General features: G+C 56.1%; 15 protein-coding genes and 1 riboswitch. Of the genes, 7 read left to right on the top strand and 8 right to left on the bottom strand.

The features are described 5' to 3' along the window. Nucleotides 1-29: 29 nt before the first annotated feature. Together thiD and thiM are read right to left on the bottom strand one after the other, a co-directional pair. Entirely contained in the window at nucleotides 30-830 is an 801-nt protein-coding gene (thiD, locus tag QRN24_RS07305; RefSeq protein WP_272755554.1) for a bifunctional hydroxymethylpyrimidine kinase/phosphomethylpyrimidine kinase, read from the bottom strand. After that, on the bottom strand, nucleotides 827-1597 hold the full coding sequence (gene thiM, locus QRN24_RS07300; RefSeq protein WP_284942547.1) for a hydroxyethylthiazole kinase: 771 nt from the start codon (nucleotides 1595-1597) through the stop codon (nucleotides 827-829). Before thiM ends, thiD begins: the two co-directional genes overlap by 4 nt. Nucleotides 1598-1632: 35 nt before the next feature. After that, nucleotides 1633-1730: riboswitch (TPP riboswitch) on the bottom strand. A 493-nt stretch (nucleotides 1731-2223) separates the two neighbouring features. Between thiM and QRN24_RS07295 the strand changes: the two genes are divergently transcribed. Both QRN24_RS07295 and QRN24_RS07290 read left to right on the top strand, forming a co-directional pair. After that, on the top strand, nucleotides 2224-3600 hold the full coding sequence (locus tag QRN24_RS07295) for a diaminobutyrate--2-oxoglutarate transaminase (RefSeq protein ID WP_014170865.1): 1377 nt from the start codon (nucleotides 2224-2226) through the stop codon (nucleotides 3598-3600). Between the two features lie 18 nt (nucleotides 3601-3618). Next, a complete protein-coding gene (locus QRN24_RS07290; protein ID WP_025203662.1) occupies nucleotides 3619-5085 on the top strand; it encodes a pyridoxal phosphate-dependent decarboxylase family protein in 1467 nt (488 codons plus the stop codon). Between the two features lie 36 nt (nucleotides 5086-5121). Here QRN24_RS07290 and QRN24_RS07285 read toward each other — a convergent pair whose 3' ends face one another. Both QRN24_RS07285 and QRN24_RS07280 read right to left on the bottom strand, forming a co-directional pair. Then, entirely contained in the window at nucleotides 5122-5637 is a 516-nt protein-coding gene (locus QRN24_RS07285) for a protein disulfide oxidoreductase (protein WP_284942546.1), read from the bottom strand. Nucleotides 5638-5707: 70 nt separating this feature from the next. After that, nucleotides 5708-6628 carry a LysR family transcriptional regulator gene (locus QRN24_RS07280; RefSeq protein ID WP_160890458.1) on the bottom strand — a complete coding sequence of 307 codons (921 nt, stop codon included), beginning with the start codon at nucleotides 6626-6628 and terminating at the stop codon, nucleotides 5708-5710. Nucleotides 6629-6750: 122 nt separating this feature from the next. Here QRN24_RS07280 and QRN24_RS07275 point away from each other — a divergent pair, with 122 nt between their 5' ends. Together QRN24_RS07275 and QRN24_RS07270 are read left to right on the top strand one after the other, a co-directional pair. Continuing rightward, nucleotides 6751-8529: an adenine deaminase gene (locus tag QRN24_RS07275; protein WP_047355762.1), complete on the top strand. Its 1779-nt coding sequence runs from the start codon at nucleotides 6751-6753 to the stop codon at nucleotides 8527-8529. Between the two features lie 20 nt (nucleotides 8530-8549). Continuing rightward, nucleotides 8550-9893: an NCS2 family permease gene (locus tag QRN24_RS07270; protein ID WP_284942545.1), complete on the top strand. Its 1344-nt coding sequence runs from the start codon at nucleotides 8550-8552 to the stop codon at nucleotides 9891-9893. Here QRN24_RS07270 and QRN24_RS07265 read toward each other — a convergent pair. From QRN24_RS07265 to QRN24_RS07255, 3 genes are read right to left on the bottom strand one after another with little or no spacing between them, the layout of a single operon-like run. After that, nucleotides 9890-12088 carry a polysaccharide biosynthesis tyrosine autokinase gene (locus tag QRN24_RS07265; protein ID WP_279261472.1) on the bottom strand — a complete coding sequence of 733 codons (2199 nt, stop codon included), beginning with the start codon at nucleotides 12086-12088 and terminating at the stop codon, nucleotides 9890-9892. The genes QRN24_RS07270 and QRN24_RS07265 overlap by 4 nt on opposite strands. Then, on the bottom strand, nucleotides 12088-12537 hold the full coding sequence (locus QRN24_RS07260; RefSeq protein WP_020883220.1) for an arsenate reductase/protein-tyrosine-phosphatase family protein: 450 nt from the start codon (nucleotides 12535-12537) through the stop codon (nucleotides 12088-12090). The genes QRN24_RS07265 and QRN24_RS07260 overlap by 1 nt, the downstream gene beginning before the upstream one ends. Further along, entirely contained in the window at nucleotides 12537-13676 is a 1140-nt protein-coding gene (locus QRN24_RS07255; protein WP_284942544.1) for a polysaccharide export protein, read from the bottom strand. The genes QRN24_RS07260 and QRN24_RS07255 overlap by 1 nt, the downstream gene beginning before the upstream one ends. A gap of 490 nt (nucleotides 13677-14166) precedes the next feature. Here QRN24_RS07255 and QRN24_RS07250 point away from each other — a divergent pair, with 490 nt between their 5' ends. Further along, complete coding sequence (locus QRN24_RS07250) at nucleotides 14167-14499, top strand: RcnB family protein (protein ID WP_008500887.1); 333 nt, start codon at nucleotides 14167-14169, stop codon at nucleotides 14497-14499. Further along, on the top strand, nucleotides 14474-14929 hold the full coding sequence (locus tag QRN24_RS07245; RefSeq protein WP_014170875.1) for a GNAT family N-acetyltransferase: 456 nt from the start codon (nucleotides 14474-14476) through the stop codon (nucleotides 14927-14929). The genes QRN24_RS07250 and QRN24_RS07245 overlap by 26 nt, the downstream gene beginning before the upstream one ends. A gap of 94 nt (nucleotides 14930-15023) precedes the next feature. Here the strand turns inward: QRN24_RS07245 and apbC are convergent, their stop codons facing one another. Then, entirely contained in the window at nucleotides 15024-16133 is a 1110-nt protein-coding gene (gene apbC / locus QRN24_RS07240) for an iron-sulfur cluster carrier protein ApbC (RefSeq protein ID WP_020883218.1), read from the bottom strand. A 137-nt stretch (nucleotides 16134-16270) separates the two neighbouring features. Between apbC and metG the strand changes: the two genes are divergently transcribed. Continuing rightward, complete coding sequence (gene metG, locus QRN24_RS07235) at nucleotides 16271-18304, top strand: methionine--tRNA ligase (RefSeq protein ID WP_050737095.1); 2034 nt, start codon at nucleotides 16271-16273, stop codon at nucleotides 18302-18304. Nucleotides 18305-18315: the final 11 nt, after the last annotated feature.

The raw sequence follows: 18315 nt of genomic DNA, 5'->3' as shown, positions 1-18315 counted from the left end.
AGGCCTGGTGTGTGTTGCCAGTATACGGCTTACCACCAGGCATGAAAATGGTGTACCGGACCAATACCGTGACCAACCTCGAGAGTATCGGCTTTTGCCAGCGCTTCGGAGAGCCAGATTTTAGCGTCGCGGACCGTATCCCCCCAGTTGTCACGACGGGGGCGCAAAGCCGCCAGCGCAGCAGAGAGCGTGCAGCCTGTCCCGTGGGTGTTTTTGGTCTGTACCCGCGGGGCCGTGAAACGCAGCGCACCGTCGTGGGTAAACAACCAGTCAGGGCTTTCTTCATCATCAAGATGACCACCTTTCATCAGCACGGCGCCGCAGCCCATCGCCAGGAGCGCATTCCCCTGCTCTTTCATTTCGCGCTCATTTTGCGCGTGCGGCGCATCCAGCAGCGCAGCGGCTTCAGGCAGATTAGGCGTGATAAGCGCCACCTGCGGCAGCAGCTTACTTCGCAGCGTCTCGACGGCGGAGGCGGACAGCAGCGGGTCACCGCTTTTTGCCAGCATCACGGTATCCAGCACCACGTTTTGTACCTGGTAACGTTTAAGCCGTTCTGCCACCGCTTCAACAATGTCGGTCTCGGCCAGCATCCCAATCTTGGTGGTGTCGATTCGTACATCGCTGAAAACCGAATCCAGCTGTGCGGCGACAAAGTCCGGCTCAATGCGGTAAACCGACTGCACGCCACGCGTATTTTGCGCCACCAGCGCGGTAATCACCGAGCAGCCGTATGCGCCGAGTGCGGAGAAAGTTTTCAAATCAGCCTGAATGCCCGCGCCGCCGCTTGGGTCGGTACCGGCAATGGTAAGGGCGTTAATCCGTTTCATACCCGTTCCTCCAGAGTGTAGAGCGCGTCGAGGAACGCGCTGGCAAAACTGCCGGGACCACCAGACCGGGCGACGGCCGCCGTTCCGGCATGTTTCATCCATCCGCAAGCGGCGGCAATGTTATCCAGCCGGTCACCGGGAAGCGAGCAGCTCGCCGCCACGACTGCCGAGAGCGCGCATCCCGTTCCCACCACGCGGGTCATCATCGGGTCACCGCCCACGACCGTGCGGGTGCGCTGCCCGTCGGTGACGTAATCCCGTTCACCGGTGACCACCACAATGGCATTCGTCTGGCGAGCCAGCGCCTGCGCGGCAGGCAACGCAGCCGCCGCCGTGTCGGTGGTATCGACGCCGCGCCCGCCCGCACTCATCCCGGCAAGGGCGAGAATTTCCGAGGCATTGCCGCGAATGGCCGCCGGTTTCAGGGCGAGGATTTGGTGGCAAAAACGGGTGCGGAACGTCAGCGCCCCTACGGCAACCGGGTCAAGCGTCCAGGGTTTCCCTGCGGCCACTGCACGCTCAATCGCCCGGCGCATCGACTGGGCGCGCGGCGCCGTCAGCGTCCCGACGTTAATCAGCAGGGCATCTGCGAGCGCGGCAAACTGCTCGGCCTCTTCGGCTTCAATCACCATAGCCGGAGAAGCGCCAAGCGCCAGTAACACATTGGCCGTAAAGGTCTGTACCACATCGTTGGTCATACAGTGGGTAAGCGGGGAACGGGTTCGAAACTGATGTAAAACGTGTAAATCGAGCAGGTCAGGCTGCATGGTATCGCTCCTGCCGTGCGTGAAGAAGCGATGACCGGGAAGGCATCTGACTTCCCTACGCTGGCATTATCCAGATCAGGTAATACGGGTATTTCTCAGCCTTCATTTAAGAAGGGCACCCCGAGTCATTGGTAAGAATTCACTTACATTTGGCAGATTAGGGGAAGAGTACCAGTGATGCAAGACCTGTTGATTTCTCGCTTTCATGATTTTGTTATACCAATCAGATGTAATGAGAAGCCTGTAACCGCTATGTCCGGGAATAAAAACAACCTGTCGTGACCCCGGTATTTTGCAGGTAATGTCGAGATAATGCGCTTAAAGGGGCTATCTGCCCCCCTTAACGTCCCTCAATGGCACGATTTGTCACACACTTTTCTCTCTTTTTACAGTCCTGACAAAATACGCGTAACCGGCTGTTTTTGTTTGGCATAAAGCGCAATTTTTATTCTTAAAATGAGGATATTCCCTCCCCCGTACCGCATGTCATAAAACAGTAAACAAATTAACCATTGAGCCTCGTGACAAAAGGCTCTATATTGGCGGCGTTTTTTTCAGGCCCCCATCTGTTTTTTAACTTTTTATTCAATCGTTGCTCATAACGAAGCGGCGGTTGTAGGAGTGATATGATGACGGATAAAGTCCGTATTGACACCGTAGATGCCCACAAAAGCAACGAAACCTATCTGGCCCGTCAGGCCGAGTTTGAATCTAACGTCAGGAGTTATCCGCGCAAACTGCCTTTAGCAATCACTAAAGCAGAAGGCGTGTGGATCACCGATGCAGACAATAAAGAATACCTTGACTGTTTAGCAGGCGCAGGCACCCTTGCGCTTGGACATAACCATCCTGATGTGCTGAAAAGCATCCAAAATGTCATTACCAGCGGCTTGCCGTTACATACTCTGGATCTGACTACGCCTCTGAAAGACGCGTTCTCAGAATATCTGCTCTCTCTGCTGCCTGGTCAGGGCAAAGAGTACTGCCTGCAGTTCACCGGTCCATCCGGTGCTGACGCCGTTGAAGCGGCGCTGAAACTGGCGAAAAAAGTGACCGGTCGTAGCGGTATCATCAGCTTCTCTGGTGGTTACCACGGTATGACTCACGGCGCACTGGCCGTTACCGGCAACCTGTCTCCGAAAGAAGCGGTTAACGGTATGATGCCAGAAGTGCAGTTCATGCCTTACCCACACCAGTACCGTTGCCCACTGGGTATCGGCGGTGAGGCGGGTGTGAAAGCGCTGACCTACTATTTCGAAAACCTGATCAACGACGTTGAAAGCGGCGTGCGTAAACCTGCGGCAGTGATCCTTGAAGCCGTTCAGGGTGAAGGCGGCGTGAACCCGGCTCCGGTTGAGTGGCTGCAGCGCATCCGTAAAGTGACTCAGGAACACGGCATTCTGCTGATCCTCGACGAAGTTCAGGCTGGCTTTGCCCGTACCGGTAAATTCTTCGCCTTCGAACACGCGGGCATTGAGCCAGACATCATCGTGATGTCTAAAGCGGTTGGCGGCGGTCTGCCACTGGCGGTACTCGGCATCAAGAAACAGTTCGATGCGTGGGCACCAGGCCACCACACCGGTACCTTCCGCGGCAACCAGCTGGCAATGGCAACCGGTCTGACAACGCTGAAAATCCTGAAAGACCAGAACATCGCGGGCAAAGTGGCCGCACAGGGCGAATGGCTGAAAGGCCAGCTGAACGAGATGGCGAAACGCTATCCGGTTATCGGTCACGTTCGCGGCCTGGGCATGATGATCGGGATTGAGATCGTTAAACCACACGAAGCGGCAGACCACATGGGTTGCTACCCGGGTGATGGCGAGCTGTCTGCACTGATTCAGAAGAAGTGCTTCGAAGCCGGCCTGATTCTGGAGCGCGGTGGTCGCAACGGTATTGTTCTGCGTCTGCTGCCTTCCCTGCTGATCAGCGATGATGAGCTGAAAGTCTTCCTGGATAAATTCGAGCAGGCACTGCTTGCTGCGGGCGTTCGCCCGGCGTAACCGGAGTTGTTGAACACGATGTCAGATTCAAACCCAATTTTGTTCTCCTCTGCGCAGAGCATTGAAGCTTACCAGCAGGCGATTGAACAAAGCACTCAGGCTGTGATGCAGTGGCTGAAACAGCCTGAGATGTATCAGGGCAAAACGGTCGCGGAACTGCGCGACCGTATAAAGCTGGATTTCAACCCGAAAGGGCTGGGCAACGAAGCGGCGATTGAACGCGCCGTGGAGTTCTTCCTGAAAGACAGCCTGTCCGTTCATCACCCGCAGTGTGTGGCGCACCTGCACTGCCCAAGCCTGGTGGTTAGCCAGGCAGCGGAAGTGCTGATTAACGCCACTAACCAGAGCATGGACTCCTGGGATCAAAGCCCGTCCGCAACCATCATTGAGATCAAGCTGATCGAATGGCTGCGTACCCGCGTGGGTTATCAGGCTGGCGACGCCGGTGTGTTCACCAGCGGCGGCACGCAGAGCAACCTGATGGGTCTGATGCTGGCCCGTGATGCGTTCTTCGCGCGTCAGGGTCATTCCGTTCAGCAGGACGGCCTGGTTGGCGATCTGCGTAAAATCCGCGTGCTGTGCTCTGAAAACGCACACTTTTCCGTGCAGAAGAACATGGCGCTGATGGGTCTGGGCTACCAGTCCGTCGTGCAGGTGAAAACGGATGAATTTTCGCGCATGGATCTCAACGATCTGGCAGCGAAAATTGAGCAGTGCAATGCTAACGGCGAGCAGATCCTGGCGATTGTTGCCACTGCCGGTACTACCGATGCAGGTGCAATCGATCCGCTGCGTGCCATTGCTGAACTGGCGGCGAAACAGAATATCTGGGTACACGTTGATGCGGCCTGGGGCGGCGCACTGCTGATGTCTGAGCAGTATCGTCACTACCTGGACGGTATCGAGCTGGTGGATTCCGTTACTCTGGACTTCCACAAGCAGTTCTTCCAGACCATCAGCTGCGGTGCGTTCCTGCTCAAAGAAGCGCGCCACTATGAGCTGATGCGCTATCAGGCGGCCTATCTGAACTCTGAGTTCGATGAAGAAGCTGGCGTGCCGAACCTGGTGTCGAAATCTCTGCAGACGACCCGTCGTTTCGACGCGCTGAAGCTGTGGATGAGCCTGGAAGCGCTGGGTCAGGAACAATACGCGGCGATCATCGATCACGGTGTTACGCTGGCACAGCAGGTTGCGGCTTACGTGAAAGAGCAGCCTGCTCTGGAACTGGTTATGCAACCGCAGCTGGCAAGCGTACTGTTCCGCTTCCGTGGACAGGTACAGATGGACGACGCGGGTATCGCCCTGCTGAACCAGAAAATTGGTGATGCGCTGCTGGAATCCGGCCGTGCTAACGTCGGCGTGACCGAGCATAACGGCGTCACCTGCCTGAAACTGACTCTGCTGAACCCAACCGTGACCCTGGAGGACATTAAAGTCCTGCTGTCGCTGGTTGAGCGTACCGCACAGGAAGTTCTGGCGAAGTAATATCCAGCCCCTCTTCCGCCGGAAGAGGGGCTCTCTTTACAGCCCTGCCCACCACAGTCTGAGCTTCATTCCCCAGTAACTTGTCCACCCCGTAGTAGTACTGACCACTTTCCCCTTCGACACGATCACCAGCGTCGGTGTTACGCTCACCTGCCACGCCTGTGACAGCGCACCGTTAGTATCGTTGACCACCGGCATGACCAGCTGTTTCTTGTCGACCCAGCGCGCCAGCTTTGCATCGTCGCCGGAACGCATGGCGATACTCACGACGTTGCCACCCTGTTCTGCCAGCGTATTGACCGAGGGCGTCGTAAACCGGCAGATGCTGCACCAGGTTGCCCATACGTATATCAGCAGCGGGCGTTCCTGGCTGAGTGCCGTTATATCGTGGATCTTTCCGTCGATGCTGTGCATCGGTGCAGCGCTAAAGCTGGCGGGGAGTGTGGGCTTGCGGTATTGATCCACGCCCCACATTACGGCCAGCGCGAGCAGAAAGAAGATGATCCCTTCCCGCGCCCAGCGGCGCAGTCGACTGAATGTGCGGTTTTCCATTGTGACCTCTTGATGAATCGACGGTCATCTTAGCGAGCAATGCGTCATCACGCTGTAAAGAAGTGTCGGGTCATTTCGTTCGCAACGTGTCGGCCATCAGCGTAAAGCAGGATTCGATAAGCGGAGGAAGCGGCTGCGGGGCACGCATTAACGCCACCGTGCGGGCCAGGGCCGGTTGTTGAAGATGTACCACCCTGAGCTGCGGGTCCTGGAGGTGCGTGGTATAGAGCTGCGGTAAAATCGCCACGGCGAGTTTCGAGCGCACCAGACCATACAAAGTTTCGATGTAGTCCACCTGATAGCGTGTCGGCAACGACAAACGGTGGCTTTCCGCGAGCGCCGCAACCAGACGCTGAATATTACCTTTTGAGAACACGGCGATATCCCGCCCTGCCAGTTGCTTCCAGGGCAGGTGCGCCGACGCGGCCAGCGGATCGTCGCTGTGAATGACCGCGACAAACGGGTCATCCTGTAAGGGAAACACGTTCAGCTGGTCGGGAACAGAGTTATCGAGCGCACCAATGCCGAAATCAATCTGCCCTTTCAGCAGCTGGGCCACCAGCGCATCGTTGGTTTGATCGTGAAATTCCACCCTGAGGCGGGGAAAAGCCTGCGCGAGCGTCCGGGGCAACAAGGGGAACAGCAGCGAACTCACGGAAGGGATCAGCCCGATACGCACCGTTCCTTCGCCGCCCGCCTGAACAATGTGCTGCATGTCGTCAAACGCAAGCTGCGCCACGCTGAGCACCCGCTGCGCGTGCGGCAGGATGGCATTGCCAAGCTCCGTCAACGTCACGGCCGAGGCGGTCCGGTTAACCAGTTTGCCCCCAAGCACCGTCTCGATTTGCCGCAACGCACTGCTGAGGGCCGGCTGGCTGATAGCCAGTTTGCTGGCGGTATCAGTAAAATGACGCAGCTGCGCCAGAGTGACAAAATACTGTAGCTGTCGAAGAGAGAGCGCGGGCAAGCGCTGCCAGGGTTCCGTCATGATTATCCATTACACGCGTCACAGAATAACCCGGGGTTATCGGGCCATAAGTTTTATCAGCTGGGCAAACGTTTGCCGTGTGCATAGAGTAGCGTCATTATTTTGATGCTGGAACTGTTAATTGCATGACTGCTGAAACCCGACGCCGCGCCGTTCAGGCTGCACGAGGCGAAATGCCCTTTGACCTGCTCCTCACCGATACCCGTATTGTGGATATGGTCACCGGTGAGATCCGCGAAGCGGATGTCGGTATCGTGGGCTCACTGATTGCCAGCGTCCATCCGCGCGGCAGCCGCAACGACGCACATGAGACTCACGCGCTGAACAACCAGTTTCTGTCGCCAGGGCTGATGGATACCCACGTCCACCTTGAAAGCTCCCATCTTATGCCCGCCCGCTACGCGGAGATTGTACTTGCACAGGGCACCACGGCGGTCTTCTGGGATCCGCATGAACTGGCCAACGTGCTGGGCATTGACGGCGTCCGTTTTGCCATTGAGGCCAGCCGCAATCTGCCGCTGCAGGTGATGGTCGCCGCGCCTTCAAGCGTGCCCTCAACGCCCGGCCTGGAAATGTCCGGGGCGGATTTTGCCGGAGACGAGATGAACACCCTGCTTGGCTGGCCGGAAGTGCGCGGTGTGGCTGAAGTGATGGACATGCATGGGGTGCTTAATGGCAGCCAGCGTATGCTTGAAATTATGCAGGCCGGGCTCGACAGCGGAAAGCTGATTGAAGGCCATGCCCGCGGTCTCAGCGGTGCGGATTTACAGGCTTATCTGGCAGCAGGCGTGACTTCTGACCATGAGTTAACGTCGGCTGACGATGCGCTGGAAAAACTGCGTGCCGGGCTGACGCTGGAGATCCGCGGTTCGCACCCTTATCTGCTGCCCGATATTGTCAGCGCCCTGAAAACGCTCCCCCATCTTTCGTCTCACATCACGGTTTGTACCGATGATGTTCCGCCAGACATCCTCATGGAAAAAGGCGGGATCATCGCGCTGCTGAACCTGCTGATTGAACATGGATTAGCGGCCACCGACGCACTGCGTTTTGCAACGCTCAATGCGGCCATTCGCCTGCAGCGTAACGACCTGGGGCTGATTGCCGCCGGGCGTCGCGCGGATCTGGTGGTGTTTGACTCGCTGGATAAACTGACGGCGCGCCAGGTCTACGTCGCCGGAAAGCTGATTGCCCGGGACGGGGCAACGCTCGAACCTGTTGCTGATACGCCTCTTACGTTGCCGCGTGATACCGTACGGTTGTCTGCCCTGACCGCTGATGATTTTTGCATGCGCATTGGCAACGCGAACCATGGCGTGGCTCGCTTGCGCCACATCTGCGGCGCGCGCTTTACCCGCTGGGGTGAAACAGATGTGCAGGTGCGCAACGGGTGCGTGCAGATCCCGGACGGTTTTAGCCTGATCTGGGTTCAGCATCGCCATGCCCGTCATGCAGCAAAACCGCAAATTGCCCTGCTTGAAGGCTGGGGGGAACTGCGTGGGGCGATTGCCACCAGCTACTCGCACGACTCTCACAACCTGGTGGTTATGGGCCGCGATCCGAACGATATGGCGCTGGCTGCCAATACGCTTATCAACAGCGGTGGTGGCATGGCGCTGGCGCAACAGGGTGACGTGATTGCCCACGTTGCCATGCCGATTGCGGGCATGCTGTCGGAACTGCCACCTGCCGAGCTGGCGCTGCAGTTCAGGACGCTGCGCGATCGCAGCAGTCTGATTGCCGACTGGGAACCGCCGTATCGGGTCTTTAAGGCCATCGAAGGAACCTGCCTTGCCTGTAATGCCGGGCCACATTTGACCGATCTTGGACTGACCGATGGCAGCACGCGCCAGATTGTCGATCCGCTGATTTCTTACCGGGAAACCCCGGACAACACACAATAATACCGAAGGAGAGTCGGATAATGGCCGACAATACCGTTAATTCGCCAGCACCAGGGCGCTGGCTTGAACGTCGTTTTGCACTCCGTGCACGCGGGAGCACCGTGCGCACCGAGTGCCTGGCGGGTATCACCGGTTTTCTCGCCGCCGCCTATTTGCTGGTGGTGATCCCGGGGCTGCTGGCCGTGGGAGGAATGGATAAAGGCGCCGCGACCACGGGCACCATTCTGGTCTTCGTTGCCGGGACGCTGCTGATGGCGTTTTACGCCAACCTGCCGTTTATCGTCGGGCCAGGAATTGGTGGCTCGGTGCTGGTCGGGGTGACGCTTGCGGGCAGTGAAGGCATTGGCTGGCAAATTGGTCTGGGTATCGCCTGCTGGTCGGGGATTTTATTCTTTCTGCTGACCCGGTTTGGCCTGCGTGAAGTGGTGACCCGCTCGGTGCCGCAGTCCATCAAGCTGGGGCTGACAGCCTCCATCGGGCTGTTTGTCGCCGTACTCGGTTTCCGCAACGCCGGGCTGGTGCTGGCGAATGCCAAAACGAACGCACTGATGCTGGGAGATTTTTTATCACCCAGTGCGCTGGTGGCGTTGCTCGGCCTGTTCCTGGCTATCGGCCTGCAGGCTCGTCGTATTCCGGGTGCGATCCTGTGGGCTATCCTGCTCGCGACCCTCGTGGGTATTCCGATGGGCGTCACGAAATTACCCGCCAGTTTTATCGATGTGCCCCACTCCATCGCTCCCGTCCTTGGGCATGTCGATATGCTGGGCGCGCTGAATATTGCCTTTCTGCCATTCCTGTTTGTCTTCTTCGCCTCCGAGTTTTTCTCCACCATGGGAACAACGCTGGCGGTGGGCGGGGAAGCAGGGCTGCTGGATGAAGAAGGCAATATGCCAAACATTAACCGCCCGTTTATGGTGGACTCCATTGCCGCCGCGATTGGCCCGTGGGTAGGCATTCCTGCCGCCACGGCGCTGATTGAATCGTCCGCAGCCGCGGAAGCCGGCGGCAAAACCGGCATGACCGCGCTGGCCGCGGCGGTAATGTTCCTGCTGATGCTGCTGTTTACCCCTGTGGCGCTGATGATCCCGAAAGAAGCCACGGCGCCCGCCCTGATCCTCATCGGGCTGAATATGTTTAGCGGTTTACGTAAGGTTGATCTGGCGAACTTCACCGACGGCTTGCCGGTGTTGATGATGGTGATGATTACGCTGATTGCCAACAGTTTCGGGACCGGTATTGCGGGCGGGCTGCTGTTTTATATCGTTATCAAAGCGATAGCCGGGAAATGGCGCGATATCCCCGTCGGTCTTTGGATCCTCGCCATTCCCCTGGTGTATTACTTCGCCACGCTGGTGAAGCACTAACCCTCACGCCGCTTTTCCTTCGGGGTATAGCCGTAGTCGAAATGGCTATACCCCGCGCTGTAATACAGCGCCGCAGATTTCACGATATCATTGAGAATGGCACCGTTCACCTGCACACCCATCTGCTGCAGACGCTTTACACAGTTTTCCGTCTCTTTCACGTTGGTTTTACCAAAGCGGGCAACCAGTAACGTGGTTGCGGCCACTCTGGCAATCAGCACCGCATCGGTCACGGCCAGCACCGGCGGTGTATCAACGATAACAACGTCATAGTGTGCGTTCATCCCCGACATCACCTCCTGGAAGCGTTCTCCCATGAGCAGCTCCACGGGACGTAACGGCTGGGGACCACAGGTCAGAACATCAAAGCCCGCCTTATCAACGCGCTGGATCGCCTCCTGCCACGCCACATTTCCCTCAAGGACAGCGGATAATCCGTGATGGTTGTTCAGCTTAAAGAGATTATGCACATAGCCTTTACGCATATCCGCATCGATAAAGAGCACCCGCTTTCCGGCCTGAGCCGCTATTGATGCCAGTGACGTGCTGACCAGCGTTTTGCCGCAATTCTGCGTGGGGCCCGTAATCACCACGATCTGGTTTGAGGCGTCCATCATCGTGAAGTGCAGGCTGGTACGCAGTCCGCGCATCGCTTCAACAAACATATCCGCTGGCCGGTCTGTGGGCAGGAAGGGGATATCCGAAGTTTTGTGTTTCCCGTGGGGCGCCAAAAAGTGCTTTCGGCGCAAATGCGTTTTTTTCCACAGCCAGACCGAGCGCGGCAGCGTCGCCAGAACCGGCATCCCCTGCTCTTCTATTTGCTCTGACGAGGTGATCCCTCGCCGACAGGCAGTACGAACCAACACCCACCCCATGGAGACCATCAGCCCTAGCAGCACGCCAGGCAGAATAATAAGCGCTTTACGGGGCTTTATTGGCTCAGGTTGCGTAACCGCGGTATCAATGATCCGCACGTTGCCGATGGCGCTGGAGCGTGAAATGTTCAGTTCCTGTTGGCGTGTCAGCAGCTGCAGGTAAATGGTACGCCCGGACTCGACATCACGGCTCAGGCGCAACACTTCCTGCTGGGTAGAAGGCATAGATGAAACCCGGCTGTTCAGGCGCGCGCGTCCCTCTTCGAGCGTTTGTCGCTTCTCCCGTAATGCGCGATAGGTCGGGTGATCCTTTTTGAAAAGCTGAGAAACCTCTGCCTCACGAAAGGTCAGTTCGTTGAGCTGATTTTCCACGTTAACGACCTGATCCAGTACGGACTTCGCCTCAAGGGATAAGTCGACGGAATCGCGCTGCGCCCGATAGGCATTCAGTCGTGCTTCGGCCTCATCCAGTTCGTGACGGACCTTAGGTAACTGCTCCTGCAAAAACGCCAGACTTCGGGAATCCTGTGCCTCCTGGCGCGCAATATTCTGGCTGAGATAATTTTCTGCAATCGTATTGAGCACCACCGCTATCCTGTCCGGGTCTTCACCCGTCAGCGTCAGGGTGATCATACCGCTCTGTTTACCGGATTCCGCGACAAAAAGTCTCTTCTGCAGCGCGTTAATTGCCTCAAGCCTGGTAAAGGCTTGAAGGGTAAATTGGGTCCCCGGCTCCGCGCTGAGCGAGGTCACCAGAAGCGTGATCCCGTCTTTCACCAGCCGTTTGCCAACCCTACCGTCAGCCTTAAGCGTCTCCCCTTCCAGACGATACCGGCCCTGCCCCAGCACGGTCAGGACAACCGCTTGCGGTTTCCCCTCCTGCTGGGGCAGGGTAAGCTCACCTATCGTCATGTTGCCCGGTTTGCTGCCGCGTAGACGTTCCCAGAGGCGCCCCACAACCGGGAGAACGCGCTGTGTTACCTGATATGTCAGCCCCAGATTATCAACGGTTCCCCCCAGGATCATGCGCGATTTAAGCAGCAACAGTTCAGGTTCAGCGTCGGGTGAAAGGTCAGACCCAAACTGGCTTAAGCTTTTAAGCAACGAGTTGTCCTGCTTTGCTTCTATTTGTACCAGGGCATCCGCCTGGTAGACCGGCGTGGCGCTAAACGCGTAGAGCCCCGCGCACACCGTAAACAGGAGCGTGACCAGCCCGATTAGCATGCGGTGATCAATCATCTCAGCAAGTAGCTGCATAAGATCGATTTCATTACTGTGCGGTGCGGCAGCACCGTATTTGTCTGATGTATGAGAAGACATTAACGCTTCATTCCTTTTTGACCCACACGACGAGCCCATTCCTGACTGGCTTTTACCAGCTGCCCGAAAACATATTCAAACGCTTCACGACTTTTGCGGTAAGGATCGGGAATGTCCCTGTTTTCCAGCCATTGGCCAAACAGCAGCGATTTTCCGCGACATTCGGGCGACACAGCGGCAATAAAACGCAGGTGCTCCGGCTCCATCACCAGAATTAAATCGGAAGTTTGCAACATGCTGCGCGTCATCTTGCGTGCCACGTGCCCCTCCAGCGAAACGCCGTAACACCGGGCCACCTCCCGTGCAGTTGCATCCGCCGGGCGTCCTTCAAATCCGTAAATCCCAGCCGATGTCACAAGTCTGCCGGGCAGCTGTTGTCGCAACAGCCGCTCCCCCATCGGCGAACGGCAAATATTGCCGGTGCAAACCACTAAGATTGAGTTGAACATTATTGCGGCCATGAACGGATGAAGCGGACGGTTTCGGTCAGGTTATGGACACCGCTGATGGTGGGTACCAGCTGTGTGATCACGCGATTCCAGCGTGACAACGGCGCGGTGGTGACGTAGACAATGTCATACGGTTCCAGCTGGAATTCCGTCCCCAGTACCATCGCGGAGGCATCCTTCGCATTGAGCTGATAGATATTGGCAATTTTGTCCGTCGCCCCTTTTTTCGCTACCGAACGAATAACAAAAATCCCGGTTGCATCGGCCATATTCTGATCCAGCCCGCCTGCATTCCCCAGGGCTTCCGCCAGGGTCATTCCGCTACGATCCATCTTCAGCGTGCTCTGCTTCACCACCTCGCCCATCACGAACACTTTTAAGGCATCGTTACGCGGAACAAAGAGGATATCGCCCGGATACAGCAGCTTATTCTGGCTTAAATCACCGTGCTGCATCAGCGCATAGAGCGAAAGGCGCGCGTCCTGGCCATTATGCGTGAGGACCACGTTACGCCAGTCGGCATCCGCTGAAAGCCCACCTGCGGCGTTGACCGCGTCCATTACCGTCAACGGGATATTGGTTATCGGTTGCTGGCCTGATTTTGCCACCTCTCCTGTCACATAGGCTTTTTGTGAGCGGAAAGACGCCACGCTGACATCCACCTGCGGGCTCTCAATAACCTTCTCCAGTTGCGCGGTGATTGCTTCACGCACCTGCGCGACCGTTTTGCCTGCAACATGCAGTTTTCCGACGTAGGGGTAGAAGAGCGTTCCATCCGCATTCACCCAGTTACCCGCGTCACTCGCGGTACGATACTGCCCTGCGGGCGTGGTTAATTCCGGATGATCCCAGACGGTGACCGTCAGGATGTCGCCGGTGCCTATGCGGTATTCCCAGTTTTTAACCTGCTCATCCAGAGTAGGATTTGCCTGAGATTTGAGGACAGGCGGTCGCAATCTTTCAATGAGCGCCGGGGTCAGGGGATAAATTTCCACGTGTTGATCGAGCTGATAATTTGTTTCTCCGTCAGTCATGACTTTTTTCCCGGTAATGCTGAGATCCTGACCTGGCGAAAATACGCAACCAGTTAACTGGCCGACTGAAAGAAATAAAAGTGAAAATAGCGTTGTATTTTTCATTTATATAAAAAGTTCTTTTATTGTTGTGTTTGTTGTTAAACAGATAAAAAATAAATTCATTTACATTAAAATTTTCAACGGGTTATTGTTTTAGCAGACGTATTACAAAAAACAGACAACGTTTCCCTTCCTGGCGATAAAAAAGCAAAATCGTTCCCATTCTTTTGAAAAAAATGGAAAGAGATTGATGTCATACGGAGGCGATATTAAATGTTCTTACGTGGGAAAGCATGCGTTGAACAGTCCATTTGCGAAGTGAGAAGGTATTTTCAGAATTGATTAATGGAATAATAAATATTGGAAATATCAAATTCGTGAGATATTGACCGTAGTGATACTGCACGCGTCATTACGACTACACAAAACCGTCCACTTTTGTTACATTTTTTTTTCAAACACACCATGCTTTGGTACTTAAAATGGACCGTCTGCCTCGCGTTCCATGAACCCGCAGACGAAAAGTATCTGTAACGATATCACTGGAGAAAAAATGGCTAAGCGTAAATTGCTGCTTCTGGGTGTATTACTGTCTCTGGCGGGTTCCGCGTTTTCTGCCCCGCAAACCGCCGCTGCGCCATCAGGCATTAAAGCCTATGAGGAACAAGAGTTCATCGCTGATTTCACCAAATTCAAGATTGGCGACACCGCACCGGCGCAGTATCAAACGCCTGAGTACACCATTAAACAGTACCAGCTGCGTAACCTGCCGGCCCCGGATGCGGGTACCCACTGGACCTATATGGGCGAGAACTACGTCCTGATTGGCGATGCAGATGGCAAAATCTACAAAGCCTACAATGGAGATATCTTCTATCACCGCTAATGACATTTTAATCCGGCCCTGGCAGGAGAGCGATCGCCCCTTTTTGCGAACACTCTATCTCCACGCGCGGCGCGAGGCCTGGCCATGGCTGGACGGTTCCGAGTGGCAGCTTGAAGACTTTGACGCGGCAACCCGCGACGAAGTGATTTGGGTGGCCGTTCAGGACGGGCATCGACTGGGTTTTGCTTCGGTGTGGACGAACGACAATTTCCTGCACAATCTGTTTGTCGATCCGCAGTATCAAGGTCTGGGCGTCGGTCATTTGCTCCTTGAACAGGTGCAAAACGCGTTCACCAGTACGGGTTCGCTGAAGTGTCTGGTAAAGAATGACCGGGCTGTTGCCTTTTACCAGCGCCATGGCTGGCATATTGAAGCGAAGGGTGACTCGCCGGAAGGTGAGTACTTTTTAATGCATTACGTACAGCGTTAAACGCGGGTGACGCTTCGCTGAGCCGGCCTACAACACGTTATTTCCGTAGGCCGGGTCAGGCGCAAACGCCGCCCGGCAATTCAGACTAAAGCACTCACACCGCGCGAAACGCAATTTCACTCGGGATGACTTCGCCCTGCCAGTAAAGCTGCGCCGCAACGCGCCCCGCCAGCTGTCGATACATCTCTGCAAATTCACTGTCCGGACGGCTGACGACCGTCGGCTTCCCGCTGTCCAGATCTTCACGCAGCGAGATGTGCAGCGGCATCTGCCCAAGCAATTGGGTGTGATACTGCGCAGCCAGTTTTTCTGCCCCACCGGTGCCAAAGATAGGCTCATGGTGTCCGCAATTGCTGCAGATATGCATACTCATGTTCTCGACAATACCCAGCACCGGCACGTCCACTTTCTCGAACATCACGATGCCTTTTTTGGCGTCGATCAGCGCAATGTCCTGCGGGGTGGTCACCACGACCGCTCCCGTGACCGGAATGTTTTGCGCCAGCGTCAGCTGAATGTCACCGGTGCCCGGCGGCATATCCAGCACCAGATAATCCAGATCGGGCCACATTGTCTCCTGCAGCATCTGCATCAGCGCTTTGCTGGCCATCGGACCACGCCACACCATGGCGTTATCGTCTGTCACCAGATAACCAATGGAGTTGGTTGCCAGACCGTGGGCCATGATCGGCGCCATGTGCGTGCCATCCGGCGAGGTTGGGCGCTGGTTTTCCGCACCCAGCATGTTAGGCACAGACGGTCCGTAAATATCGGCGTCCAGAATACCGACCTTCGCCCCTTCGGCTGCCAGCGCGAGCGCCAGGTTTACCGCCGTGGAGGATTTACCCACCCCACCCTTGCCTGAACTGACGGCAATGATGTTTTTCACGCCGTTAACGCCCGGGTGGTTTTTCACACGCTTGAGGGTGGCGATGCTGTGGGTCAGCTTCCAGTCAATGGCTTTCGCGCCGGTAATGCGCAACAGCTCAGAGCTGGTTTGCTCTTTCAGCGCGTCAAACGCGCTGGTCCAGACGAAGGGCATCTGCAGCTCGATGTGCAGCGTATCGTCCAGCCATGCGACATGGTGTAACGCTTTCAGCGTGGTGAGATTGTGCTTCAGGGTTGGATGCTGAAAGTTAGCCAGCGTCCCGGCGACCATTGCTCTTAAGGCTTCCGGTGATTTGGCCTGGGATTGAGAACTCATCCCGACTCCTTTGTTCTTGTGAATAAGACCTTAGATGAACAAGTTTACCTGAAAGGCCGTGGTTTGTGCTTACTTAATAATGCCCCTTTTGGTAATATCAAAAACCCTTTTCACAGTTAAAAGAAGTAATGCCTACTATGACTCAAGTCGCGAAGAAAATTCTGGTAACGTGCGCACTGCCGTACGCCAACGGCTCAATCCACCTCGGCCACATGCTGGAGCATATCCAGGCTGATGTCTGGGTCCGTTACCAGCGAATGCGCGGCCACGAGGTTAACTTCATCTGTGCGGACGATGCCCACGGCACGCCGATCATGCTGAAAGCGCAGCAGTTGGGGATCTCCCCAGAGCAGATGATTGCCGAAATGAGTCAGGAGCATCAGACCGATTTTGCGGGCTTTGACATCAGCTATGACAACTATCACTCCACACACAGCGACGAAAACCGTGAGCTGTCGGAGCTGATCTACTCTCGCCTGAAAGAGAACGGTTTTATTAAAAACCGCACCATCTCTCAGCTGTACGATCCGGAAAAAGGCATGTTCCTGCCGGACCGCTTTGTCAAAGGTACCTGCCCGAAATGTAAATCACCGGATCAGTATGGCGATAACTGCGAAGTATGCGGCGCAACCTACAGCCCGACTGAGCTTATCGATCCGAAATCTGTTGTTTCGGGTGCCACACCGGTAATGCGTGATTCCGAGCACTTCTTCTTCGACCTGCCGTCCTTCAGCGAAATGCTGCAGGCGTGGACCCGCAGCGGCGCGCTGCAGGAGCAGGTCGCGAATAAAATGCAGGAGTGGTTCGAATCCGGTCTGCAGCAGTGGGATATCTCCCGCGATGCACCGTACTTCGGTTTCGAAATTCCGAACGCACCGGGTAAATACTTCTACGTCTGGCTGGATGCGCCAATCGGGTACATGGGCTCCTTCAAGAACCTGTGCGACAAGCGCGGCGACACCGTCAGCTTTGACGAATACTGGAAGAAAGACTCCGACGCCGAGCTGTATCACTTTATCGGCAAAGACATTGTTTACTTCCACAGCCTGTTCTGGCCGGCGATGCTTGAAGGCAGTAACTTCCGTAAACCAACCAACCTGTTTGTACACGGCTATGTGACGGTCAACGGCGCGAAGATGTCCAAATCTCGCGGTACGTTCATCAAAGCCAGCACCTGGCTGAACCACTTCGACGCGGACAGCCTGCGTTATTACTACACGGCGAAGCTCTCTTCCCGCATCGACGATATCGACCTGAACCTGGAAGATTTCGTGCAGCGCGTGAACGCCGACATCGTCAACAAAGTCGTGAACCTGGCTTCCCGTAATGCGGGCTTTATCGCCAAGCGTTTCGACGGCGTGCTGTCTGCCGAACTGGCCGATCCAGAGCTGTACAAAACCTTCACCGACGCCGCCGCGGCGGTTGGCGAAGCCTGGGAAAGCCGTGAGTTCGGTAAAGCGATTCGTGAAATCATGGCGCTGGCTGACGTGGCTAACCGCTACGTTGACGAGCAGGCACCGTGGGTTGTCGCGAAACAGGAAGGCCGCGACGCCGACCTGCAGGCGATCTGCACCATGGGCCTGAACATGTTCCGCGTGCTGATGACCTGGCTGAAGCCGGTACTGCCACAGCTGGCCTCCCGCGCTGAAGCGTTCCTCAACACCGAGCTGACCTGGGATGCTATCCAGCAGCCGCTGCTCAGCCACAAGGTGAATACCTTCAAGGCGCTGTACAACCGCATCGAGATGAAGCAGGTAGAATCCCTGGTGGAAGCGTCTAAAGAAGAGGTGAAGGCTGCCGCTGCGCCGGTGACTGGCCCGCTGGCAGACGATCCGATTCAGGAGACCATTACCTTTGATGATTTCGCCAAGGTCGATCTGCGTGTCGCACTGATTGAAAACGCGGAATTTGTCGAAGGCTCGGACAAACTGCTGCGCCTGACGCTGGATCTGGGCGGTGAGAAGCGTAACGTCTTCTCCGGTATCCGTTCTGCCTATCCTGATCCGCAGGTGCTGATTGGCCGTCAGACCGTGATGGTCGCCAACCTGGCACCGCGCAAAATGCGCTTCGGCATCTCGGAAGGCATGGTGATGGCGGCAGGTCCTGGCGGGAAAGATATCTTCCTGTTAAGCCCTGATGAAGGCGCCAAACCAGGTCAGCAGGTGAAATAATAAAAAAGCCG

This window comes from Enterobacter sp. MEB024 (assembly GCF_030209635.1).
GTDB classification, from domain to species: domain Bacteria; phylum Pseudomonadota; class Gammaproteobacteria; order Enterobacterales; family Enterobacteriaceae; genus Enterobacter; species Enterobacter ludwigii.
This window is presented reverse-complemented; position numbering and strand designations above follow the sequence as displayed.

What these genes read in the sequence shown, in the direction of transcription:
- QRN24_RS07260 (WP_020883220.1), bottom strand. Translation starts at nt 12,537, where the DNA reads ATGTTCAACTCAATCTTAGTGGTTTGCACCGGCAATATTTGCCGTTCG.
- QRN24_RS07285 (WP_284942546.1), bottom strand. Translation starts at nt 5,637, where the DNA reads ATGGAAAACCGCACATTCAGTCGACTGCGCCGCTGGGCGCGGGAAGGG.
- QRN24_RS07245 (WP_014170875.1), top strand. Translation starts at nt 14,474, where the DNA reads ATGGAGATATCTTCTATCACCGCTAATGACATTTTAATCCGGCCCTGG.
- QRN24_RS07255 (WP_284942544.1), bottom strand. Translation starts at nt 13,676, where the DNA reads ATGAAAAATACAACGCTATTTTCACTTTTATTTCTTTCAGTCGGCCAG.
- thiM (WP_284942547.1), bottom strand. Translation starts at nt 1,597, where the DNA reads ATGCAGCCTGACCTGCTCGATTTACACGTTTTACATCAGTTTCGAACC.
- metG (WP_050737095.1), top strand. Translation starts at nt 16,271, where the DNA reads ATGACTCAAGTCGCGAAGAAAATTCTGGTAACGTGCGCACTGCCGTAC.
- QRN24_RS07265 (WP_279261472.1), bottom strand. Translation starts at nt 12,088, where the DNA reads ATGTCTTCTCATACATCAGACAAATACGGTGCTGCCGCACCGCACAGT.
- thiD (WP_272755554.1), bottom strand. Translation starts at nt 830, where the DNA reads ATGAAACGGATTAACGCCCTTACCATTGCCGGTACCGACCCAAGCGGC.
- QRN24_RS07250 (WP_008500887.1), top strand. Translation starts at nt 14,167, where the DNA reads ATGGCTAAGCGTAAATTGCTGCTTCTGGGTGTATTACTGTCTCTGGCG.
- QRN24_RS07295 (WP_014170865.1), top strand. Translation starts at nt 2,224, where the DNA reads ATGATGACGGATAAAGTCCGTATTGACACCGTAGATGCCCACAAAAGC.
- QRN24_RS07290 (WP_025203662.1), top strand. Translation starts at nt 3,619, where the DNA reads ATGTCAGATTCAAACCCAATTTTGTTCTCCTCTGCGCAGAGCATTGAA.
- QRN24_RS07275 (WP_047355762.1), top strand. Translation starts at nt 6,751, where the DNA reads ATGACTGCTGAAACCCGACGCCGCGCCGTTCAGGCTGCACGAGGCGAA.
- QRN24_RS07270 (WP_284942545.1), top strand. Translation starts at nt 8,550, where the DNA reads ATGGCCGACAATACCGTTAATTCGCCAGCACCAGGGCGCTGGCTTGAA.
- apbC (WP_020883218.1), bottom strand. Translation starts at nt 16,133, where the DNA reads ATGAGTTCTCAATCCCAGGCCAAATCACCGGAAGCCTTAAGAGCAATG.